This window comes from Tannerella forsythia (assembly GCF_001006485.1).
Classification (GTDB): Bacteria; Bacteroidota; Bacteroidia; order Bacteroidales; family Tannerellaceae; genus Tannerella; species Tannerella forsythia.
The window spans coordinates 1-21070 of record NZ_JUET01000104.1; the positions used below are offsets into that span (position 1 = coordinate 1).

Annotated in this window: 16 protein-coding genes; 10 read left to right on the forward strand and 6 right to left on the reverse strand. The window is 47.3% G+C overall.

The genetic code is table 11. The features are described 5' to 3' along the window. Positions 1-157 precede the first annotated feature (157 nt). Genes Tanf_RS10150 through Tanf_RS13895 form a run of 3 tightly spaced genes read left to right on the forward strand, consistent with a single transcriptional unit; the run spans position 158 to position 3784 of the window. On the forward strand, positions 158-1246 hold the full coding sequence (locus Tanf_RS10150) for a tail fiber domain-containing protein (RefSeq protein ID WP_046825792.1): 1089 nt from the start codon (positions 158-160) through the stop codon (positions 1244-1246). A gap of 9 nt (positions 1247-1255) precedes the next feature. Continuing rightward, positions 1256-2035, forward strand: a complete 780-nt coding sequence (locus tag Tanf_RS10155) for a hypothetical protein (RefSeq protein ID WP_140230685.1) — start codon at positions 1256-1258, stop codon at positions 2033-2035. Between the two features lie 15 nt (positions 2036-2050). Beyond that, positions 2051-3784: a S8 family serine peptidase gene (locus Tanf_RS13895; RefSeq protein ID WP_052449081.1), complete on the forward strand. Its 1734-nt coding sequence runs from the start codon at positions 2051-2053 to the stop codon at positions 3782-3784. Between the two features lie 184 nt (positions 3785-3968). Here Tanf_RS13895 and hisS read toward each other — a convergent pair whose 3' ends face one another. The 5 genes from hisS to Tanf_RS10185 form a co-directional block, all read right to left on the reverse strand. Continuing rightward, on the reverse strand, positions 3969-5330 hold the full coding sequence (gene hisS, locus Tanf_RS10165; RefSeq protein ID WP_046825794.1) for a histidine--tRNA ligase: 1362 nt from the start codon (positions 5328-5330) through the stop codon (positions 3969-3971). A gap of 3 nt (positions 5331-5333) precedes the next feature. After that, complete coding sequence (locus Tanf_RS10170) at positions 5334-6020, reverse strand: zinc metallopeptidase (protein WP_046825805.1); 687 nt, start codon at positions 6018-6020, stop codon at positions 5334-5336. A 110-nt stretch (positions 6021-6130) separates the two neighbouring features. After that, positions 6131-7402 carry an adenylosuccinate synthase gene (locus Tanf_RS10175; protein ID WP_046825795.1) on the reverse strand — a complete coding sequence of 424 codons (1272 nt, stop codon included), beginning with the start codon at positions 7400-7402 and terminating at the stop codon, positions 6131-6133. A 34-nt stretch (positions 7403-7436) separates the two neighbouring features. Further along, the gene (locus Tanf_RS10180) at positions 7437-7919 is read right to left on the reverse strand and encodes a Fur family transcriptional regulator (RefSeq protein ID WP_046825796.1); all 483 of its coding nucleotides are present in this window, start codon (positions 7917-7919) and stop codon (positions 7437-7439) included. A 44-nt stretch (positions 7920-7963) separates the two neighbouring features. Further along, a complete protein-coding gene (locus tag Tanf_RS10185; protein ID WP_046825797.1) occupies positions 7964-10024 on the reverse strand; it encodes a dipeptidyl-peptidase 3 family protein in 2061 nt (686 codons plus the stop codon). A 198-nt stretch (positions 10025-10222) separates the two neighbouring features. Here Tanf_RS10185 and Tanf_RS10190 point away from each other — a divergent pair, with 198 nt between their 5' ends. Further along, entirely contained in the window at positions 10223-11656 is a 1434-nt protein-coding gene (locus Tanf_RS10190) for a RapZ C-terminal domain-containing protein (protein WP_046825798.1), read from the forward strand. Continuing rightward, a complete protein-coding gene (locus Tanf_RS10195; RefSeq protein ID WP_046825799.1) occupies positions 11653-12402 on the forward strand; it encodes a nucleotidyltransferase family protein in 750 nt (249 codons plus the stop codon). Before Tanf_RS10190 ends, Tanf_RS10195 begins: the two co-directional genes overlap by 4 nt. On the opposite strand, the gene Tanf_RS10200 is transcribed toward Tanf_RS10195, so the two are convergent. After that, positions 12397-12972 carry an RNA polymerase sigma-70 factor gene (locus Tanf_RS10200; RefSeq protein ID WP_046825800.1) on the reverse strand — a complete coding sequence of 192 codons (576 nt, stop codon included), beginning with the start codon at positions 12970-12972 and terminating at the stop codon, positions 12397-12399. The two genes, Tanf_RS10195 and Tanf_RS10200, sit on opposite strands and share 6 nt — an antisense overlap. A 122-nt stretch (positions 12973-13094) precedes the next feature. Here Tanf_RS10200 and Tanf_RS10205 point away from each other — a divergent pair, with 122 nt between their 5' ends. From Tanf_RS10205 to Tanf_RS10225, 5 genes are all read left to right on the forward strand, one after another. Beyond that, positions 13095-14111, forward strand: coding sequence for a FecR family protein (locus Tanf_RS10205; protein ID WP_046825801.1), 1017 nt, complete (start codon positions 13095-13097; stop codon positions 14109-14111). A 30-nt stretch (positions 14112-14141) separates the two neighbouring features. Then, on the forward strand, positions 14142-17525 hold the full coding sequence (locus Tanf_RS10210; protein ID WP_052449082.1) for a SusC/RagA family TonB-linked outer membrane protein: 3384 nt from the start codon (positions 14142-14144) through the stop codon (positions 17523-17525). 11 nt (positions 17526-17536) lie between these two features. After that, on the forward strand, positions 17537-19045 hold the full coding sequence (locus Tanf_RS10215) for a SusD/RagB family nutrient-binding outer membrane lipoprotein (RefSeq protein WP_046825802.1): 1509 nt from the start codon (positions 17537-17539) through the stop codon (positions 19043-19045). A gap of 13 nt (positions 19046-19058) precedes the next feature. Then, positions 19059-20162 carry an endonuclease/exonuclease/phosphatase family protein gene (locus Tanf_RS10220; RefSeq protein WP_052449083.1) on the forward strand — a complete coding sequence of 368 codons (1104 nt, stop codon included), beginning with the start codon at positions 19059-19061 and terminating at the stop codon, positions 20160-20162. A 70-nt stretch (positions 20163-20232) separates the two neighbouring features. After that, positions 20233-20958, forward strand: coding sequence for a nitroreductase family protein (locus Tanf_RS10225; protein ID WP_046825803.1), 726 nt, complete (start codon positions 20233-20235; stop codon positions 20956-20958). Positions 20959-21070 lie beyond the last annotated feature (112 nt).

Consider the following 21070-nt stretch of genomic DNA (forward strand, 5'->3'; position numbering starts at 1 on the left):
AAATTTTTTTCCTCCAAGATAGTAAAATTGTGGCTAAGAACACGCAGAGGAGGGGACAGAAAACAGAGCGTCGGCCTTGTGTTTTTATCTGCCCGGTGTAAAATCTCGAGGATTTTATCTAAATTTGAGGCATTATTAATTTTAAATCAATAAAAAGATGGAAACGAACGTTAGAATGAGAATGAGCGTGGCAACAGCCGTCGCAGTAATGTTTTTTATGGTAGCAGGTGTTTTCTCTGCCAAGGCGCAATTGTTATTCAGAGACAATCATCTTTTTGTAGGGCCACGGCCTGCAAACTACACTTCGGTGGCTTCGGCTGCTTCCCCGGGTCTCTTTCTCGGCCCCAATCATAGTATTGAGTATTGGGACGGAGGCTTGAACTTTTGGACACCTAATCAGGCTTCTCCGAACTTCAAGCTCTTCGTTGGAGACAACGGCAATGTCGGAGTCGGCAGAAAGCCGTCTACTTACAAATTGGAAGTCAACGGTCAGGTATGGACGTCGGCCGGGTTATTGATTACATCGGACGAGACGAAAAAGAGAAACATTAAGAACATGAGAGAACAGCGCTCTGTTTATGTGAATAACATGAAGCGACTGAATGGAAAGATGTACGATAAACTGGTTGAATCGGAAAAAGACAATGCGGCAGAAATAGCAAGAATGGTTGAGACCGGGAAAATAAGAGCCCAGGATGCACCGTCTGCATTGAGTGAACTGAATAAAGTAAAAAAAGACAAGTACATACGGGAATATGGGTTTATTGCTCAGGAGGTAAAAGAATTATTTCCCGAACTTGTCGATGAGAATGCGGAAGGAACCCTTTCGATTAACTATACGGGACTAATCCCCGTATTGGTAGAAGCTATCAAAGACCTGCAAGAAAGGGTTGAGAAATTAGAACAAAACGGCAATCAGGGTATATCGTTGAAGAAAGGCGTATCATCTTATTCCGATAATACGGCAGGAAAAATTTCCGAGGACGGTGAATATCTGTCTCAGAATGTTCCCAATCCTGTAGACGGGAGTACCGTAATCAGTTATCAATTACCCGAAGGTACAACACAGGCTTCTATCGCAGTTTATTCGACCGGTGGGGCCGTTGTTAAAACGATTCCTCTCGATACATCCGGGAAGAATGGTTATATTACCTTGTATGCGTCCGATCTTGCCAAGGGAGTAAATTTCTATCGATTAATGGTAAATGGCGCTGTTTTAAGTTCAAAAAAATTAATGAATCCGTAAGAAAACATTATGAAATCTACTATATTTATCAGACACCTCTGTATCTTGTTGCTGTTTACGGCATGGCAGTCGTGTGGAAAAGAAGACGGTCCGGACAAACAGGATGATGGTATCAGGATTGAAAATCTGGATACGAGGTTGCGGATTGTGGTTTCACCCTTGGTGGGCAGCGATGTCGAGCACGTATGGCGTGCCAATCCCGAAAATATGCTGATACATTACCCTCCGTACGGTTCGTATAAAGGAAATACATACTTCGGCTATACGGATCAAAAGGGAGAAACTGTTCTGTGTAAGGTAAAAAATCTTCCGGCATCCGTAAAAGAGTGGAAAGGAGAATTTGTTTATAAGAACACATTAGATACGATCACAGAAGTCAATGTGCGGCTGAGTGGTATTGTACGGACCGAAACAGACAGTTTAGGTAAGAAGCATGGAACGATGGAGCTGACTTCGATTGTGCCAACCGGGCCTAAGCCGAAACCGGTATTGCAATTGGGAATGTATGCACATACTTATCCGATACTTGGTGGGAAATCAGTGAAAATCGAGTTTATCGATCGGAAAATACTCAAACTGATGGAACCCGGGCTTCCGGTAAAAACATATCATTATGAGATATTCGATACCGAACATGCAATTATGCTGAAAGATGTTACCGGAGTAGGATCGGAGCAAAAAATTTTTTTTCATGCGATAAGCGATTCCGAATTTGAAACGGATTGTTTCTGTGCTTATACGGCTGAATATCCGGGCCAGGTATTAATGACTTTCAAGAAAGCAGAATAATTAAAAAGTAAAGTTATGAAACGATTATATCTATGTCTATTTGTTGCACTTCTTGCAACGAGTCTGTTTGCCCAATCGGATTTTTTCTATTCGAAAGATGGGAAAAAAGAAGTGTTTAAGATTCGAAAAGACCTCGTTGTCATTAAGACGAAATCGCAGGATTGGCAGGACCGGGCTATTCGGCAATTCAAGTTCGAATCGTTGGATAGGCTGTCCGACGGTTTGGTAAAAGCGAAGGTCGACCCGAATCGATTCCGGGATGAAGAACTTATGCGCTCCGATAGGGTAGAAGATGTCTATTATATGCTGGAATATAACAATGCTGCACAGCTGGCTTTATCCAACAGTATTTTCGTCAAACCCTGCGAAGGAGAAACGATAGAAAACGTAATCCGGAAAAGCGGATTATCCGGTAAAATCAGAAAACAAGAACTGATTCTGCCGGCATCGGGAATATCTCTGCTGACGTTAGACTGCAAGATGAAAGATATGCTGTCCGTATGCCGTAAGGTATATGAAACGGGAACGGTCGATTTTGTAGAACCCAATTTTTATATGGAAGCGATGTTAGGCAATACGTATTGGCCCCAACAGTGGACATTCAAAAATACGGGGCAGCAAGGAGGGATACCGGGCATCGATATCAATATCGAGCCTGCATGGAGAATCACCAAGGGTAACGGTAATATCAAGATTGCCATCGTAGATGAAGGTGTTGATTTAACGCATCCCGATCTGGAAGCCAATCTGCTAAAGTATCTCGGATATGATGCTACCGGAGGTAATTCCAAAGGAAGCTATACGGGTGATGACGGTCACGGCACATGGTGCGCAGGTGTCGTAGGAGCTGTTGATAATTCCATCGGAGTGGTAGGAGTTGCACCGAAATGTAAGATAATACCGATAAGGTCAGCTACAGAAGGAGGAGGTTGGAGTGAACATTATATAGCCGGCCTTAGACATGCGTACCAATCTGGAGCTGATGTTATTAATAATTCATGGGGATCATCGTATAATTCAAATGTTTATGATGCCGTTATTAGCGAATGTATTCTTCGGGGAAGAGGTGGAAAAGGGTGCGTAGTTGTTTTTTGTTCCCATAATGATGGAAAACCTCGGGTACGCTACCCTGCCAATCTTCCGAATGTAATGGCTGTAGGTTCTGTCGATAATAAAGGAAAACGCGTAGGGAGTTCCAACTACGGTAAAGACCTGGATGTGGTCGCTCCTGTTGGTCCTGATGATAATAATGAAATCACAACAAGGGTATACACGACCGATTTGCAAGGAGAGAAAGGGAAAAACACAGCTCCCGGTCCGGCCGGCGATTATCGTGTCGGTTTTCGGGGTACTTCGGCTGCCTGTCCGCAGGTAGCGGGGATTGCCGCATTGATCTTATCCGTTAATCCGCATCTGTACGAACATGAAGTCCGGAGTATTATTGAAATGACATGCCGGAAGTTAGACAACTACGTTTTTCAAACGACGCCGGCTCATCCTAACGGTTCCTGGAATAATGAAGTGGGGTACGGCTTGGTAGACGCCGAAGCCGCCGTCCAGGCAGCAAACTGCGTAAACAGTTTGGCGAATAACATATCGTCCAACCGATTTGCCCGGAGCTGCGGTTCCGGTTTTACATTGCAGAATGTAACGGTGTCTAATCGTGCAAAATTGACGGTCAAATCGCCAGAAACGTCCGTTAACGGAACATTTGAGGTGAATTCAGGGTGTTGCTTTGAGATAAGATAATAAAAGGAGATAACAGGAACTCGTGTCCGGAGAATTTTGAGGGTGTGTCTAAACGCTATGTTTGGGCACACCCTCTTTTAGATGTGTAAATTCCTCCGGACATTGTATTTAGCCTGTTTGGTGCTGTTCGAACAGACTGTTGTGACCGGATTTGACAGGTTGAAACTACAGATTAAAATATCCGTCATTTTATCTTTTCAATCAGTTCATCCATACCGACGGATTCCTGTTCGCCGGACTGCATATTCTTGAGGTTGATCTTTCCTTCGGCCATTTCGTTTTCGCCGACGAGGGCTACGAACGGAATCCTTTTCGCATCGGCATACCCCATCTGCTTCTTCATCTTCGCCGCTTCGGGGTACAGTTCGGCACGTATGCCAGCCGCACGTACCCGTGCCATAACGGGCAACAGATAAGCCGCTTCTTTCTCACCGAAGTTGACGAACATGACTTGCGTCGTTTGGAGCGAATCGGCCGGATAGAGATCGAGCCGGTTGAGCACGTCGTAGATACGGTCTGCTCCGAACGAGATGCCGACCCCCGACATACCGTCCATCCCGAACACACCTGTCAGATTGTCATACCGACCTCCGCCGGTGATACTGCCGATTTCGACATCGAGTGCTTTCACTTCGAAGATGGTGCCGGTATAATAGTTCAGTCCGCGTGCCAGTGTCAGGTCGGTTTCGAGCGTAGCCGTAAGCGGCAGCTGCTCGATATGATTCAGGATGTATTCCGTTTCTTCAATCCCTTTCATCCCCGTCTCGGAGCTGGCGAGCATCTCTTTCAGCACGGCCATCTTCTCGCGGTTATCGCCTTGCATGACAATAATGGGTTGTAACCTTGCAATCGCTTCTTCCGAAATACCCTTGCTCCGCAATTCTTCGTTGACATTGTCGAGACCGATCTTATCGAGCTTATCCATCGCCACGGTGATGTCCGTGATTTTATCTGCCTCACGGATCATCTCGGCAATGCCGGTCAGGATTTTGCGATTGTTCATTTTGATGCACACGCGTATGCCGAAACGGCGGAACACTTCGTCCATGATCTGGATAAATTCCACCTCGTTCAGCAACGAATCCGACCCGACGACATCGCCGTCGCACTGATAGAACTCCCGATAGCGTCCTTTCTGCGGCCGGTCGGCACGCCATACGGGTTGTATCTGGTAACGCTTGAACGGAAACGAGAGATCGTTGCGATGCTGTACGACAAAGCGGGCGAAGGGTACGGTCAAATCATAACGTAACCCTTTCTCACAAGCTTTGGCTGTAAACTTGAGCGCATTTCGTTCACGCAGTTCCTCATCCGTAAATCCCGACAGACAATCGCCCGAATTCAGAATTTTAAACAGCAAACGATCGCCCTCTTCGCCATACTTCCCCATTAAGGTGGAAAGATTTTCCATGGCGGGCGTTTCGATCTGTTGAAAGCCGTAGAGATGATACACGTCACGAATCATATTAAAAATATAATTACGCTTGGCCATCTCTTCGGGCGAGAAGTCGCGCGTTCCTTTCGGAATAGAAGGTTTCTGTGCCATTCGTCAATTTCGTCTTCCTCCTAAAAAGATCAGGATGTAATACAAAAGGGTGGCCAGCGAGCCGAGTGCGGCAACGACATACGTATAAGCCGCCGAGCGCAAGGCGTCTTTAGCCATTCCGTCCGTCTGATAATTCGTGATACCGGCTGTTTTCAGCCATACCAGGGCACGGCTGCTGGCATTGATTTCGACCGGCAGGGTGATGAAGCTAAACAGCGTCGTCACGGCAAACAGGATGATGCCGATCAGCAACAGCTGCGGAAAAGCTTTCAACATCAGCATGCCTCCGAGCAGTACCCACTGCACGATATTGGAAGAAAAGCTGACGACAGGGACAAGCACCGAACGCATCTTAAGAGGACCGTAAGCCGTTGCGTGCTGTACGGCGTGCCCGCATTCGTGTGCCGCTACGGCAGCAGCGGCAATGCTGTTGCTTGCGTAAACCGGCTCGCTGAGGTTGACGGTCTTGGTAACCGGATTGTAATGATCGGTCAGCTGACCGGCCACCGAGATCACCCTCACATCCGTGATACCGTTTTCGCGCAGCATCTTTTCCGCCACCTCTCTCCCCGTCATGCCGTTGGGCATCGGGATTTGAGAATACTTTTTAAACTTGCTCTGCATCCGGGCCGATACAATCCAGCTGATGACGGCAATGCCGATAAAGAGCACCCAATATAAAGAATACATCGTCATCGTTTCTACAATTGAAGTTAATACTATATCATCACTGGCTCTGATGCAAAAACAGTGCCAGTCGACAAAATGTCAGTTACCTGCCGAAAACGCATGCGGGAAAATCACTCGGTATACCGGATAATCGTCTGTTCGCGGTCAGGTCCTACGGATACGATCTTGATGGGAACGCCCAGCTCTTCTTCAAGGAAAGAGAGATAGGCATTAAACTCTTCCGGAAATTCGTCTTCACTTTTCATCGTTGTCATATCTGTTTTCCATCCGGGCAGCTCCGTATAAATAGGAGTAGTTGATGTTTCCGTCACTTCAAAGGGGAAGCGGGTCACCTCCTTCCCATCGATCTGATAGGCGACGCATGCTTTGATCGTATCGAACGTATCGAGCACATCGCTTTTCATCATGATAAGCCGGCTAACGCCATTGATCATCATCGCATACCGCAACGCTACGAGGTCGATCCATCCGCAACGACGTTTACGCCCGGTAACAGAGCCGAATTCGCATCCGCGCTGACACATCTCTTCGCCCGTTTCGTCTTTCAACTCCGTCGGGAACGGACCGCTTCCGACACGCGTACAATAAGCCTTGAAGATGCCGTACACCTCGCCAACATTTCGCGGAGAAATGCCGAGTCCGGTACAACAACCGGCACAGACGGTGTTCGATGACGTAACGAACGGGTAAGAACCGAAGTCGATATCAAGCATCGTGCCTTGCGCCCCTTCGGCCAGTACCGACTTGCCCTCGGTCAGGTATTCATTGATCTCATGTTCGCTATCGATCAGTTCGAATTGCTTCAGGTATTCGAGTGCTTCGAACCACGGTTTTTCCAGATCGGCCATATTGTATCCGTAGTTCATGGCACGCAGCATATTTTCATGACGACGTTTGGCCTCGGCATATTTCTTTTCAAAATCATGGAGAATATCCCCTACGCGCAAGCCGTTACGGCTGATCTTATCCGTGTAGGTCGGGCCGATGCCTTTGCCGGTCGTGCCGATCTTTCCGGTACCTTTGGCCGCTTCGTTGGCACGATCAAGGATACGATGCGTCGGCATGATCAGATGAGCTTTCTTCGAGATACGCAGTTGTTTCCGGATATCGTATCCGCTGGCGGCCAACGCCTCGGCTTCTTCCCTGAACAATAACGGGTCGAGCACGACACCGTTTCCGATGATGTTGATTTTACCGCCCTGAAAAATACCGGACGGGATGGAGCGCAGGATATATTTCTTTCCTTCGAATTCGAGCGTGTGTCCGGCGTTCGGGCCTCCCTGAAAACGTGCGACCACATCGTAAGACGGTGTCAATACGTCAACGACCTTTCCTTTACCTTCGTCGCCCCATTGTAAACCTAAAAGAACATCTACTTTCATCTTCTTATATTATTTTTGTTTGTTTTTCCGTTTCTCACGTAGCGACCGACTTTTTGCTCCGGTGTGCCATCCGGAATTTGCATTTCGAACAGATCCCGTAAAGATAGAGCGAATGATACTCGTACGTGAACCGCGGAGTACGTAAACGCGATACTCCGTCCGAGAGACGTTCGTCTTTGATTTCCTTGACCGCCCCACAGTAACTGCATATCGCATGGTGATGAGTTGCGGCTGCATCGTGCAGCTCGTACTGTACCAGTTGCGCGGTGAATTGATGACGGATTACGATATGCGCATCCATGAGGGTCTCGATCGTGTTGTAGATGGAGGCCCTGCTGACATGGAAATGATCGTCGTCAAGCTGTTTGTGCAGCATCTCGACATCGAAGTGCCCCTGAATCCGGCAGATATGATCCAGAATCATGAAACGCTCCGTTGTTTTCCGCATCCCTTTTTCAATCAGATAGCGTGAAAACCGAGCTTTCATTTTCTCGAAGTCATACAGATCGGGAGTCATTTCTTTTTCTTATCGTTTTTAAGTAAACAATCAATCCGTCAATCTTAATTATATGTAGGCAGGAAGGAATATTCCTTGCTATACCGCAGCATCTGCTCTATATACCCTTCGGTATAATCGAGCGTAATATCGGTCACTTCGCCCTGTGCATTCTTAACCTCCTTCATGACCGGATTGACAAACCCTTTGTATGGAGCGAGGTTCAGACGCTGATAGCGTGCCAGCACCTCATCGTGAAGGGCCCGGTCTACTTTAACGCCATACGTTTCCACCAATTGCTTGCCGGCATTGAAATCACCTTCGCTCTTGATGCGTTGAAGTTCCGCCAGCAGCTCGCCGAAGAGCGTCCGCAACTTTTCGTAGTCGTTAATGGCAACGAACGTCTTACCGTCACGTTTCTCGAATGAGACGACATTGTCCGGCTTCCCTTTTTCGTAAGCCCAGCGGGCAATAAGCTGCCGGTTTCGCATGTGTGCCTCTTCGATGTCTTTGCCCGACTGTATGCGCACAAGCTGAGTCATCAAGCCATTCATAAGATACTTGTAATATTCGGCCTTGTAAGCTTCGGGATCGCTCAACAGCCCCAGTTCGAGCAGTTTTTTATCGGCCAGATAGTACAGCGCAAAAATGTCGGCGCGCGCCTCTTCAAGGGTCGAGCTGTATGCTCCGAGCGCATTCGGGTCTGTGCCTTCGAGCAGCTGTCCCGAGCCGTGTCCGAGGCATTCGTGCAGGTCGGTATGCAAGTTGTCGGTAATGAAACCGTATTGCTCGATCCGTTCGCGTTCCGCATCGTTGATCACAAACTCTTCCTTGAATCCGTTTCCTTTCGCCGCTTTGTCGTAGGCCTCCGTGATATTCTCGATCGTCACCGACTTGGAGCCGTAGTGCTTGCGTATCCAGTCCGCATTCGGCAGGTTGATGCCGATCGGCGTTGTCGGGTAACAGTCGCCTCCAAGCATTGCCACGGTGATCACTTTCGCGGTGATACCTTTTACTTCTTCTTTCTTAAAACGCTTGTCCATCGGCGAATGGTCCTCGAACCATTGCGCGTTTTCGCTGATGATTTTTGTACGCTTCGTCGCTTCCCGATTGATGAAGTTCGTAATCGACTCCCAGCTTGCTTTCATGCCCAGCGGGTCGCCGTATGTCTCCGTAAAGCCGTTGACAAAGTCTACTTCCGACGCAAGGTCTTTCACCCAGAGGATGGCATAGGCATCGAACGTTTTGAGGTCGCCTGTACGGTAATATTCGATCAGCTTCTCGATAACGGCTCTCTGTGCGTCATTCTCGGCAAAGGCCACGGCCTTTTGCAACTCGTCGACGATGCGTTCAATCGCTTGCGTATACAATCCGCCAACTTTCCAGACTTTTTCAACGAGCTCGCCGTTTACCTTAGCCAGCCGACTGTTGAGGCCGTAGGAGACAGCCATCGTATCGTTCGGGAGACGCATGCGGGCATAGAAATCTTCCGCTTCTTTCTGTGTGATGCCGCCCTCATAGTAATTATTTGCCGAAGCCAGAAGGATATCGCCTTCACCGCTCTGTACGGTCCGTTTGGGCATCACCTTCGGATCGAAGATGACCGGCGTGATTTCTTCAAGCCACTGCTCCACGCTCTGTCCCTCGCGAAGGGGTAAGCGGGCCGCATCAACCTGACGGATACATTCCGCAAAGAATTCCGGCGTAAGACCCGTCGGTTCAAATTTGTCTTCGGCATAATGATGGTGGATACCGTTAGCCAGCCATACGCGTTTAAGGTATGTTTCCAGCGCCTTAAACTGCGCGTCGTTCCGATCGCCTTTATATTCCTGATACACGGCTTCGAGCGAGCGGCGAATAGCAAGGTTGTAACGGCAATTCTGATCAAAAAGAATATCGCGGCCCATCAACGCGGCTTCCGAGAGATGGTAAAGCAACTGTTTTTGTTGCAAAGCCAAGGCTTCGAATCCGGGGACTTCGTAGCGAAGTACTTCGATGTCGGCAAAACGATCGACCGTGTAGTCGATTTCCTGTTGTTTTGCAGCTTCATCATGAACAGTCTGCGATTTGTTGCCGCAGGCAGTAAACAGTACGGTTGTCATAAGTGATAGAATTAACTTTTTCATCGAGTTATTATTTTCAAGACGTGCAAAGTTAATGATTAATTTGGAAACGTCCGCTTTTTCGTAACCATAAGCAGATGTTTAAAAGGAGTTGCCGCCTTCTTACCGCATGTCTCAAGCCCCCTGTCCCAACTTCTGCTGTTGAAAAACATACTATCCGTTTTCTTTTTCCAATAATTTGCCGTACCTTCGTGTCCCGTAATGATAACAGATGAATTAAAACGACTATATCGCCTGCAAACCGGTACGGAGGCAAGCGAAGTAACAGAACTTCCTTCGTCAGGTTCGAACCGGCGTTATTTTCGGCTGGCAGGCAAGACCTCATTGATCGGGGTATGCGGCACCTCTATCGAAGAAAATGCAGCTTTTATCTATATGGGGCATCATTTCAGGCAGCAGGGATTGCCTGTTCCTGAAATCTACACCCACTCCGACGACAAACGTTTCTATCTGCAGGAGGATCTCGGTGACACGCTGCTTTTTCACGCCATCGAGAAAGGACGGCAGAGCAGTGTCTTCAGTCCGGAAGAGCGGGCGCTACTGAAGAAAACGATCTGGATGCTGCCGGCGTTTCAGTACACCGGTGCGCAAGGGTTCGACTTTTCGCGATGCCATCCGCAGCCCGAATTCGACAGCCGATTGGTCATGTGGGATTTGAATTATTTCAAATACTGCTTTCTGAAAGCCACCGGTCTCGAATTTCAGGAGGCGCGACTCGAAGACGACTTCCAACAGATGTGCCGTATGTTGTTACGCGACTCGGAAGAAACTTTCCTGTACCGCGATTTTCAGTCACGTAATGTGATGATCAAGGACGGAGAACCCTATTTCATCGATTTTCAGGGAGGACGCAAAGGGCCGGTCTATTACGATGTAGCCTCGTTTCTTTGGCAGGCCAAAGCGCGGTATCCGAACGAGCTACGGGAAGAGCTGCTCGGCGAATATATTCAGGCACTCCGAAAATATACGGACGTGAATGAGGCGGCATTCCGCAACCGGCTCAGACAGTTTGTATTGTTCCGCACCCTACAGGTATTGGGGGCGTATGGGTTTCGCGGCTATTTCGAGAAAAAACCTTACTTCATTCAAAGCGTACCGTATGCGTTAGAGAATCTGCGCGAACTGCTACACGAAGATTATCCGGAATATCCGTACCTCTGCACTATTCTGAAACAACTGATTCAACTGAAACAGTTCTCGGAAGAACACCGCAAACGCATGCTCGAAGTAAAGATCGTGAGTTTTGCCTACAAAAAAGGAATCCCGAACGATCCGAGCGGCAACGGCGGAGGCTTTATCTTCGATTGCCGGGCCATCAATAACCCCGGTAAGTACGAACGATTCAATCATTTCACGGGTCTGGACGAACCGGTTATCCGTTTTTTGGAAGACGATGGTGAAATCACTACTTTCCTCGGCCATGTATACTCGCTGGTGGATGCATCCGTCAAACGATACATAGACCGTGGATTTACGAATCTGATGGTTTCTTTCGGATGTACGGGCGGACAACATCGTTCCGTCTATTCAGCCCAACATCTGGCCGAGCATTTACATCAGAAGTACGACGTTAAAGTGCGGCTGATTCACCGTGAGCAGAACATAGAAGAGACTTTTGAGCCCAAAGAAAAATGAAAGCCATGATTTTTGCCGCAGGGCTCGGGTCACGTCTCAAACCGCTGACCGACGAGACGCCTAAAGCATTGCTACCCGTCGGCGGGAAGCCTATGCTCGAACATATTATCCTGAAGCTGAAAGCTGCCGGATTCACCCATCTCGTCATCAACATTCATCATTTGGGCGAACAGATCATTGAGTTCCTCACCTCAAAGAGTCATTTCGGGCTTCACATCGATATCTCGGACGAACGTGACTATCTGATGGATACCGGAGGCGGAATCAAACAGGCACAATCGTTTCTGAAGGGCGACGAACCGTTTCTGGTGCATAATGTGGATATCTTCTCAAATGTCGATCTGGAAGCGCTCTATCGTCATCATCTGACATCGGATGCACTGGCCACGCTTGTGGTAAGCCACCGCCAGACCGCACGCAGACTGCTCTTCGGGCAGAAAAAAGACCATCGTCTCTACGGCTGGCGTAACCGCAACACAGGGGAGGTACGCTCGCACTATCCGCAGTTCGACCCGTCGAAATACTTGGAATATGCCTTCGGAGGTATCCATGTCATCTCCCCCAAAATCTTCGACCTGATGGAAGAATGGACCGGCAAGTTTTCAATCATCAACTTCTATCTTTCAGTCTGCGCCAAAGCTCCGATCTGCCCCTACGTGCAGGACGGCCTTCGCCTGATAGACATCGGAAAACCCGAAGCGCTCGCCGAAGCGGACACATGGCTGCGCGATAACGGGTTGTTATAGGACGAGAAAAAGAATCGGCAGTAAGTCTTTTAACTCCACCCTCAATTGTTTTAAAGCTTGTTGAATACGATAATCAACTGTTTTGGGCGATACATTCAGCCGCTCAGCAATTTCTTTATACGTAAGCTGATGGAAGCGATTTAGCTCAAAAGCCTCGCGATAACTTTCCGGAAGACGTGTCAAAGCCTCTTCGATCCGTCGGGTCAACTCTTCGTAGTCGTAGAAATCGGGATTTTCGAAGTGCGATGACATCTTTTCATGGACGATATGGTATACTTTTCGTTTCAGCTCATTGCGATCAATCAAAGAGAGACAACGGTTACGTACCGCACGGAACAAATAGTTCTTCAGCGACGTTTCAAACGAAACCTGCCGCCGGTTTTCCCACAACCAGACCATAACATCCTGTACTACTTCTTCGCCATCTTCCGGCTCGATAAACTGCCGCGTATAAGCCCATAGCACCGGATAATATTTTATAAAAAGTGCATCAAAAGATTTCCCGCATCCGTGACGGATTTGCAAAAAGAGTGTTTCGTCCGATATTCTATAACCTTTATCCTTTCTCATGTTCTTATTTCTTTCACAAAAATACGATAAAAAGACGAAGATAAATCTTAGCTTCCCTAAAAATATCCCTCCCAACGAACGACCAAGTTTAGGATATTTGACATGTAAATCGTCTTCATAATATGGAAACAGGGAATAAGATCGATGAGGCGATTTTGCTGGAATATCTTTCCGGAAAGATTTTCGGAAAGGAAAAAGTCGATGTGGAAACATGGATTGCACAATCGGAAACTAATGAGCAACTGACTCGCGATATACATTATATATATTACAGTACAGAGGTACTGAGGACAATTCGTGAAGCAAAGACGATAGAAGCGTTGAGAAATGTCCGTCGCAAGATCGTATGGCGACGTCTGAGCACGGTCGGGCGATGGACACAAAGGATAGCCGCTATTTTATTCATTCCGCTCTTTTGTGTGCTACTTTACCAGCATCTCCCCGAAAAGACAATCGGAAATGTAGAACTACACACTTCTCCGGGCATGGTGGCAACAACCACTCTTCCCGACGGGAGCATGGTCTGGCTCAATGCTGACTCACGCATAACTTATCCGAGTGTATTCACAGGCCACTGTCGGGAAGTCGATCTTGAAGGCGAAGCATATTTCTCGGTACGTAAACATCGCAACCGGCCGTTCATCGTACACACCTCTTCCGGAGCAAAGGTCGAGGTACTAGGCACGGAGTTTAATCTGGAAGCTTATCGGAAAGATGAACTAGTCAACGCCACGCTGGTTTCCGGCTCTGTTCGCTTCACGTACCCATCGGGCGATCACGGGGAAGCGTCTATCGTGCTGAATCCGGACGAATATGTCCGATATAACAAAACGACGAAGCATTTAATTCTCAATACAATAATCCCCGAAACACAGATTGCTTGGAAAGACGGTTTGGTCATCTTCCGTAACACCCCGTTCAAAGATGCGTTAAGAATCCTCGAAAAACGTTTTAACGCTCAGTTCGATGTAAAAAACAATAAATTATACGAACATTCGTACACCGGACGCTTCGATACGCAACAACTACCGCTTATTCTGGAACATTTCCGTATCTCTTCGGGTATTCGGTATCGAATAATTGAGCCGGAGAGGAAGGAGGATGCGGCACAAGAGAAAACAATCGTAGAGATTTTTTAACACAGATATTATAATGATTTACCCAAAAACATGAAAAACAAACAAACAGACCGGAAAATCAGGCACGGAATCCTGTCGTGCTATTTGTTACAGTGCAAATTACAAGGGCTTGTGTTGATAACTTGCCTGTTGCTCTGCGCAGGAGGAATGCGAGCGGCGGAAAACGATGGACAATCAACGCTCCTGACACTGAATGCACAAAACCGCACGATGCAGGAGGTCCTGGACGAAATCGAGCGACAGTCTGAATTCCACTTCTTTTATAACAACCGTCGGATAGATATGGCGCGTGTGGTCACCATTAAAAGCGAGGGAAAAAATATCTTTTACGTATTAGACCGATTATTTGCCGACATGGACATTCAGTACAAGGTTCTGGACAAAAACATCATCTTATCTCCTAAAGAGCTATCGGCAAAAACGGTAGTACAGGATGACAGGCGAAAAGCTGTGACGGGCGTCGTCATGGATGCATCGAACACGCCAATAATCGGAGCAAACATTATCGAAAAAGGCACGGCGACGAATGGCACCGTAACAGATCACGACGGACGATTCGCCTTATCTGTCTCCAATCATGCCTCCCTTATTGTTTCTTATATCGGCTATCACACGCAGGAACTTGATACACGAAATAAAACGTCGTTTACCGTCGTGCTAATTGAAGATACGAAAAGTCTGAGCGAAGTAGTGGTAACGGCTTTAGGTATCAAACGGGAAGAAAAAGCGCTCGGCTACTCGGTGCAGAAAATCGGAGGGGAGGCGCTCTCTGCCGTGAAAGGGACCGATGTGGCATCCAGTCTGACGGGTAAAATTGCCGGTCTGGCTATTCATAACAGTTCCGAAATATCGGAAAAACCAAAGCTTATGTTGCGTGGGGAAAATCCGCTGATCGTGGTAGATGGTGTCGCTTATGGAAATATAACTCTACACGATCTCTCGGCCGAAGATATTGAAAGTATCGATGTACTGAAAGGTGCGACGGCTTCAGCCTTATACGGTGTGCGTGGTCGTGCAGGCGCTATCATGGTCACAACGAAAAAAAGCGGTGAGTCCGGCACACTGACTGTCAATATTTCGAATCATACAATGGCCGGAATGGGCTATCTGAAAATTCCGGAAGCACAAACGTCGTACAGTACGGGAAACTACGGACAATTAGAATACAACAGCGGTTATGTATGGGGAAACTACATGGATGGTCGCGAAGTAAAACAGTATGACCCGCTGACGATGGAACAGCAAATGATGCCCTTGCTACCGAGAGGAAAGAACAATATCTCGAACTTCTTCCGCTCGGGTATTATTACCAATACAAACGTGAGTATTTCGCAGGCCGGCAAACTGGGAGGTTTTCGTATCTCGGGAACACAAGTTCACGAACGAGGTTCCTATCCTAATACAAGCCTGAATAAATATATTCTGACAGGCAACGGCAACATCACATACAACAACTTTAAAATTGACGCCAGCTTCTCTTATAAAAAGGAAAAAGTGCCGAATATGCCGAGAGTCAATTACGGCAATGGCAATATCTTCTATAACATGTTGATATGGAGCGGAACGGAGTACGATGTATTCGACTACAAAAATTACTGGAAAGTCAAAGACCGGAAGCAAAACTGGCCTTTCGAAGCATGGTATGATAATCCTTACTATATCATGAATGAGCGGATTCATCAGCAGGATAAAAATCTGTTTACAACGAACGTTACGCTCTCATACGATTTTATGAAGAATCTCTCTGTCATATTCCGTTCGGGTTTCGATAATTACAACAATGATGAGGACTACCGCCAGTCGATCGGTGACAGCGGTCAGAAACGCGGATATTACAGATATGAACAACACGACGGATCCAGTTTCAATAACGACCTCATCGTGAAAGGAGATTATTCCCATAACGACTTTGGTATTGATCTAATCGCCGGTCTCTCGTCTTACTGGTATAAAACCGTTTCGTTCACAAGTAATACTCGTGGCGGGCTTTCAGTGCCGGGATTCTACTCCCTGAACGCTTCGGTAGAACGACCGAACGTTTCGAAAGAAATAAGTGAGAAAGCACTCTACAGTATCTATGGAAAAGCAGGTCTATCATGGAAAAGTACGATCTATCTCGACATCACCGGACGTAACGACTGGTCGTCAACGCTCCCTTCTTCTTCAAGATCTTACTTTTACCCTTCCGTATCAGGCAGCATGATCCCGACAGCTCTCTGGAATCCGGTCGAAGATATCCTGGACTTCTGGAAAATCCGCGCCTCGTGGACAGTAGCCAAAAGAGATCTGGAAGTGTATGAACTGAACCGGATATATTCTGTAGAAACAGATGTGTGGAACGGATTGTCTACTGCAACATATCCGACCACCTTGCGTGATCCGAATATCAAGCCCGAAACGGAATCGTCCTTTGAGTTCGGTACAGACTTCCGTTTCTTTAATAACCGGTTAGGATTCGATTATACGCTCTTCAATCGGCTACGCTACGACCGACTGATCTCATCCAAAATATCGACAGGCTCAGGCTTCGGACAAATCACAACGAACACTGCAGAAGAAATCCGGCAGCGAGGCATGGAGTTTACTCTCAGAGGTAAACCTGTCGTGAATCGCGACTTCACATGGGAAGGAGCATTGAATGCAGCATTTTTCCATTGGTATTACGACAAACTCGATCCGGTGTACAGTTCGAAAGACCCCCGCATCAAAGAAGGAGAACGTTACGATAAATTCTTCTACTACGATTGGGAACGCGATCACGAGGGAAATATCGTTCATCAGGCAGGGTTGCCTGTCAAGAATAAATATCAAAGTGTGATCGGAAACAGCGATCCGGATTTGATCCTGGGTCTCAGTTCCAGCTTCAGATATAAAGATTTCAATCTGAGTATTTCATTAGATGGTCGTTTGGGAGGTATGATGTATTCATGGACAGAACAGGCATTATGGCATGCAGGATCACATCCGGATAGTGATAATCAGTGGCGCTACGACGAGGTAGTGAACGGAAAGCAGAATTACGTCGCCCCAGGTTCGAAAGTAGTGAACGGATCTGCCTCATACGATGCTTACGGTCGGATGCTGCAAGATACCCGTACATTTGCACCGAACGATATCCCCGTATCATACCAGAGCTACACCATGGTTTATAATGAAAATCCGTGGGATCACCAGCCTCGCCAGAATATCCTCGATGCCTCCTTCGTCAAGCTGCGCGAAGTGGCGCTGAACTATTCCTTCCCTGCCCCACTCGCAGATAAACTACTTATGAAAAATGTGCAGATCGGCATAATCGGGCAAAACTTATTGATGTGGAGCAAAGCGTTCAAGTATTCAGACCCGGATCGCGGAAAAGAGAACCTGAACTCTCCGACCACCAGATATATCGGTTTTAATATTCATTTGACATTATAATACCTATCATTATGAAAAAGATAATTTATCCCTTACTCTCCGTCATGCTGATTGCTTGCGGCGATTTCAACGATATCAACTTGAATCCGGATACACCGACAATGGTGACTCCCGATTTTTTAGCGACAAGAGTCATTCTCAATACGACGGACAGCCCGGCAAGCAAATGGCTATTTGGCGACTCGTGGCTGATGAAGTCTACCGGCTTTACCGAACACATGGAATGGTATATGTACAATAAATTCGAACGCGGCAATTACGATGCTTATGCCTATCTGATTGACACGAAGAAGATGGTAGACCTGGTACATGCCGATCAAGGCATGGCAGAAAACAAAAAACAAGCCTACGAAGCACTGGATTATTTTATGCAGGCACTGGTCTTCTATAACGCTACCATGGCTATGGGTGATGTTCCTTGTTCAGAAGCCTTGAAAGGGGAATCCGAAGGCATTGTTTCGCCCCAATATGATACCCAGGAGGAGGTATTCGGAGTCATTCTGAAAAACTTACAGAAATCTTCCGAGCTATTCGGTTCGGCTTCGGCATTCGATGGTGATTTTATTTATAACGGGAATCCGGTCAAATGGCAGCGTGCAACGAACAGTTTCATGTTGCGTGTACTGAATATGTTAAGCAAAAAACAGACCGTGGCCGGTATTGATATACGCAACCTGTTCGAGAAAACAGCCGCCTCTCCTCTTATTGAGAGCGAAGCCGACAGTTATCAGCGCACATACGATGCCGGCAAAAGTAGCCAGTGGTATCCGTTCTACCATGAGAAACAGAACTTCTGGCCATATCCTGTTTTCACTTCGTTTTTCGTAAATATGTTGAAGGACTTACAGGATTACCGCCTCTTCTATTTTGCAGAACCGGCGAAAGCGTTGACTGCTGACATGTCTTCTTTCGATGCATACAGTGGTGTAAATCCCGTGCTGGAATACGGACAGATTCAAGCCGAATTTGCTGCCGGAAAACATTCTACAATAAACAAACGTTATCACCGCATGCCACAGGGCGAGCCGGTAAAGTTCATCGCCTACACCGAGACTCAATTTATCCTGGCCGAAGCAGCTTTGCGAGGATGGAAGACACCCGGCTCGGCCAAGGAGCATTATGAAAAAGGAGTCCGTGCCGCCATGAAATTTACGGCAGAACATACTCCCGAAGCATATCGGCACGGAAGAACGATAGATGATGCGTATATCGACGGATATTTAAAGGGTAAAGCTGCATTTAACGAGACAGAAGGGTTGAAACAAATTATGATTCAGAAATATATAGCATCATTCGTACAGTTACCGTTTAACTCATATTACGATTATCGGCGTACGGGCTATCCTGAATTGCCATTAGATCCGGCAACGAATATGAATGAAATCAAGACACAGTATCCGGTCCGATGGATGTATCCTGAAAACGAATATGAACGCAATAAGGAAAATGTAGAAAATGCAATAAAACGTCAGTTTAACGGAACAGACACCCCAAACGACGTTATGTGGTTGTTAAAATAATACACAAATTAAGATGAGACACTTGAAATATATTTTTGTTTTGTTCCTGCTCTGTGCCGGTTGCCGTCAAGAAAGCCCTAAAGAAATTACCCTCCTGCAGTTCAATATCTGGCAGGAGGGGACAATGATCGAAGGCGGATTCGCGAGTATCGTGAACCATATCGCTCGTTTGCAACCGGATTTTGTCACATTCAGCGAAGTACGCAATTATAACGACACGGATTTTATCGCCCGTCTGATTGACGCATTGTCGGAGGCGGGCGTAACATATTACGGCGAACGGAGTGTAAGCACGGGGATTATATCGAAATATCCCATTCTGAAGCAAGAAATCATTTATCCGCTGCAAAACGACCGGGGCTCCGTGTTGAAAGCCTGTTTTCGGGTCGAAGGAAGAGAAGTCGTTGTTTATTCGGCACACTTAGACTGGCTCAACTGCTCCTCTTACCTCCCTCGCGGTTACGGAAGCAGCGATTGGAAAAAGTTGCCTCAGCCGGTCACGGACATAGACTCCTTACTGGCCGACAACAGGGCCTCTTTTCGTGATGATGAGATACGCGCCCTGCTCTCTGACGCATTAAAAGAGCAGGACAAGATCGTACTGATCGGGGGAGACTTTAACGAGCCATCCCATCTCGACTGGCAAGCTGATACGAAAAACATACGCGATCATCGTAACGTTGTGATCGAATGGGACTGCTCGGCACTCTTGTATTCCAACGGATTTGTCGATGCATTCCGCGAGAAGCATCCTAATGCCGTCGACTATCCGGGCTTCACCTTTGCGGCGGATAATCCTGCGGCGAAACTCGATCAATTAGTCTGGTCGCCCGATGCCGATGACCGAGAACGTATTGATTTTATCTACTACCGTTCGGACAATACAATCGCACTGAAAGATATGCGGATCGTCGGACCGAGTGGCTCCGTTCTTCGGGGAGAGCGCGCTCCCGATTCCGGTAAAGATACGTTTATTGAACCGATGGGAATATGGCCGAGCGATCATAAAGCGTTACTCGCAACCTTCATCTTACTCCCGAAAAGTTCCGGCCAGCATTCGGCTTCATTTTCTCTGCATGACGAGAACCTTTTCCCCTCGCTAATGGTTGTACGATAAACGGCCGCACCCTCTGTTCTCAAAGTGTTTGGCTCGCTTATTTTTTTAACGATATCAAAACATAAAACAAGTGACATTCGAAGAAATACTGGTTCATCGCCGTTCGGTACGCAAGTACGACCCGACGAAAGAAATAGATTCCGAAACGGTAAAGCGTTGTATCCTGCTGTCCACACTCGCCCCGACGAGCAGTAACATGCAGTTATGGGAAGCGTATCATGTGACGGACCCCGAGATACTCAGACAACTTTCGAAAGCCTGTCTCGGTCAATTGGCGGCGAGCTCCGCAAAGCAGATGGTGGTTTTCGTTACACGACAGGACCTACATCGTCAACGCGCCCGTGCGGTACTGACATTCGAACGCGGTAATATTACACATAACAGTTCACCTGCCCGTCAGGCCAAGCGTATCGAACGGAGAGAGTTATACTATACGCGGATCATACCGTTTCTCTACGCGCGATGCTTCGGGTTGCTCGGAGCATTACGTAAAACTTTGACATGGTGCTTCGGGCTTTTCCGTCCCATGGTACATCAGGTCTCGGAAGGCGATATGCGCGTGGTGGTGCATAAATCGTGCGGTCTCATAGCTCAAACGTTTATGCTTGCCATGTCGGATGCCGGATACGATACGTGCCCGATGGAAGGATTCGACAGTCGGATGGTAAAACGTATGCTGAAGCTGCCACGCGGCACGGAGATCAATATGATTATTTCATGCGGCATGCGTTTGCCCGAAGGTGTCTGGGGCGAACGGTTCCGCGTGCCGTTCGATCAGGTTTATCGGAAGATTTAGAAACAAAAAACAAGGCGATAATCGTGCATTATAGGGCTTTCAGTTTTTGTAAGCCCCAAATATGCATTCATTCATTCTCGACAAATTTTTCTACCTTTGCCCGGCAAACAAA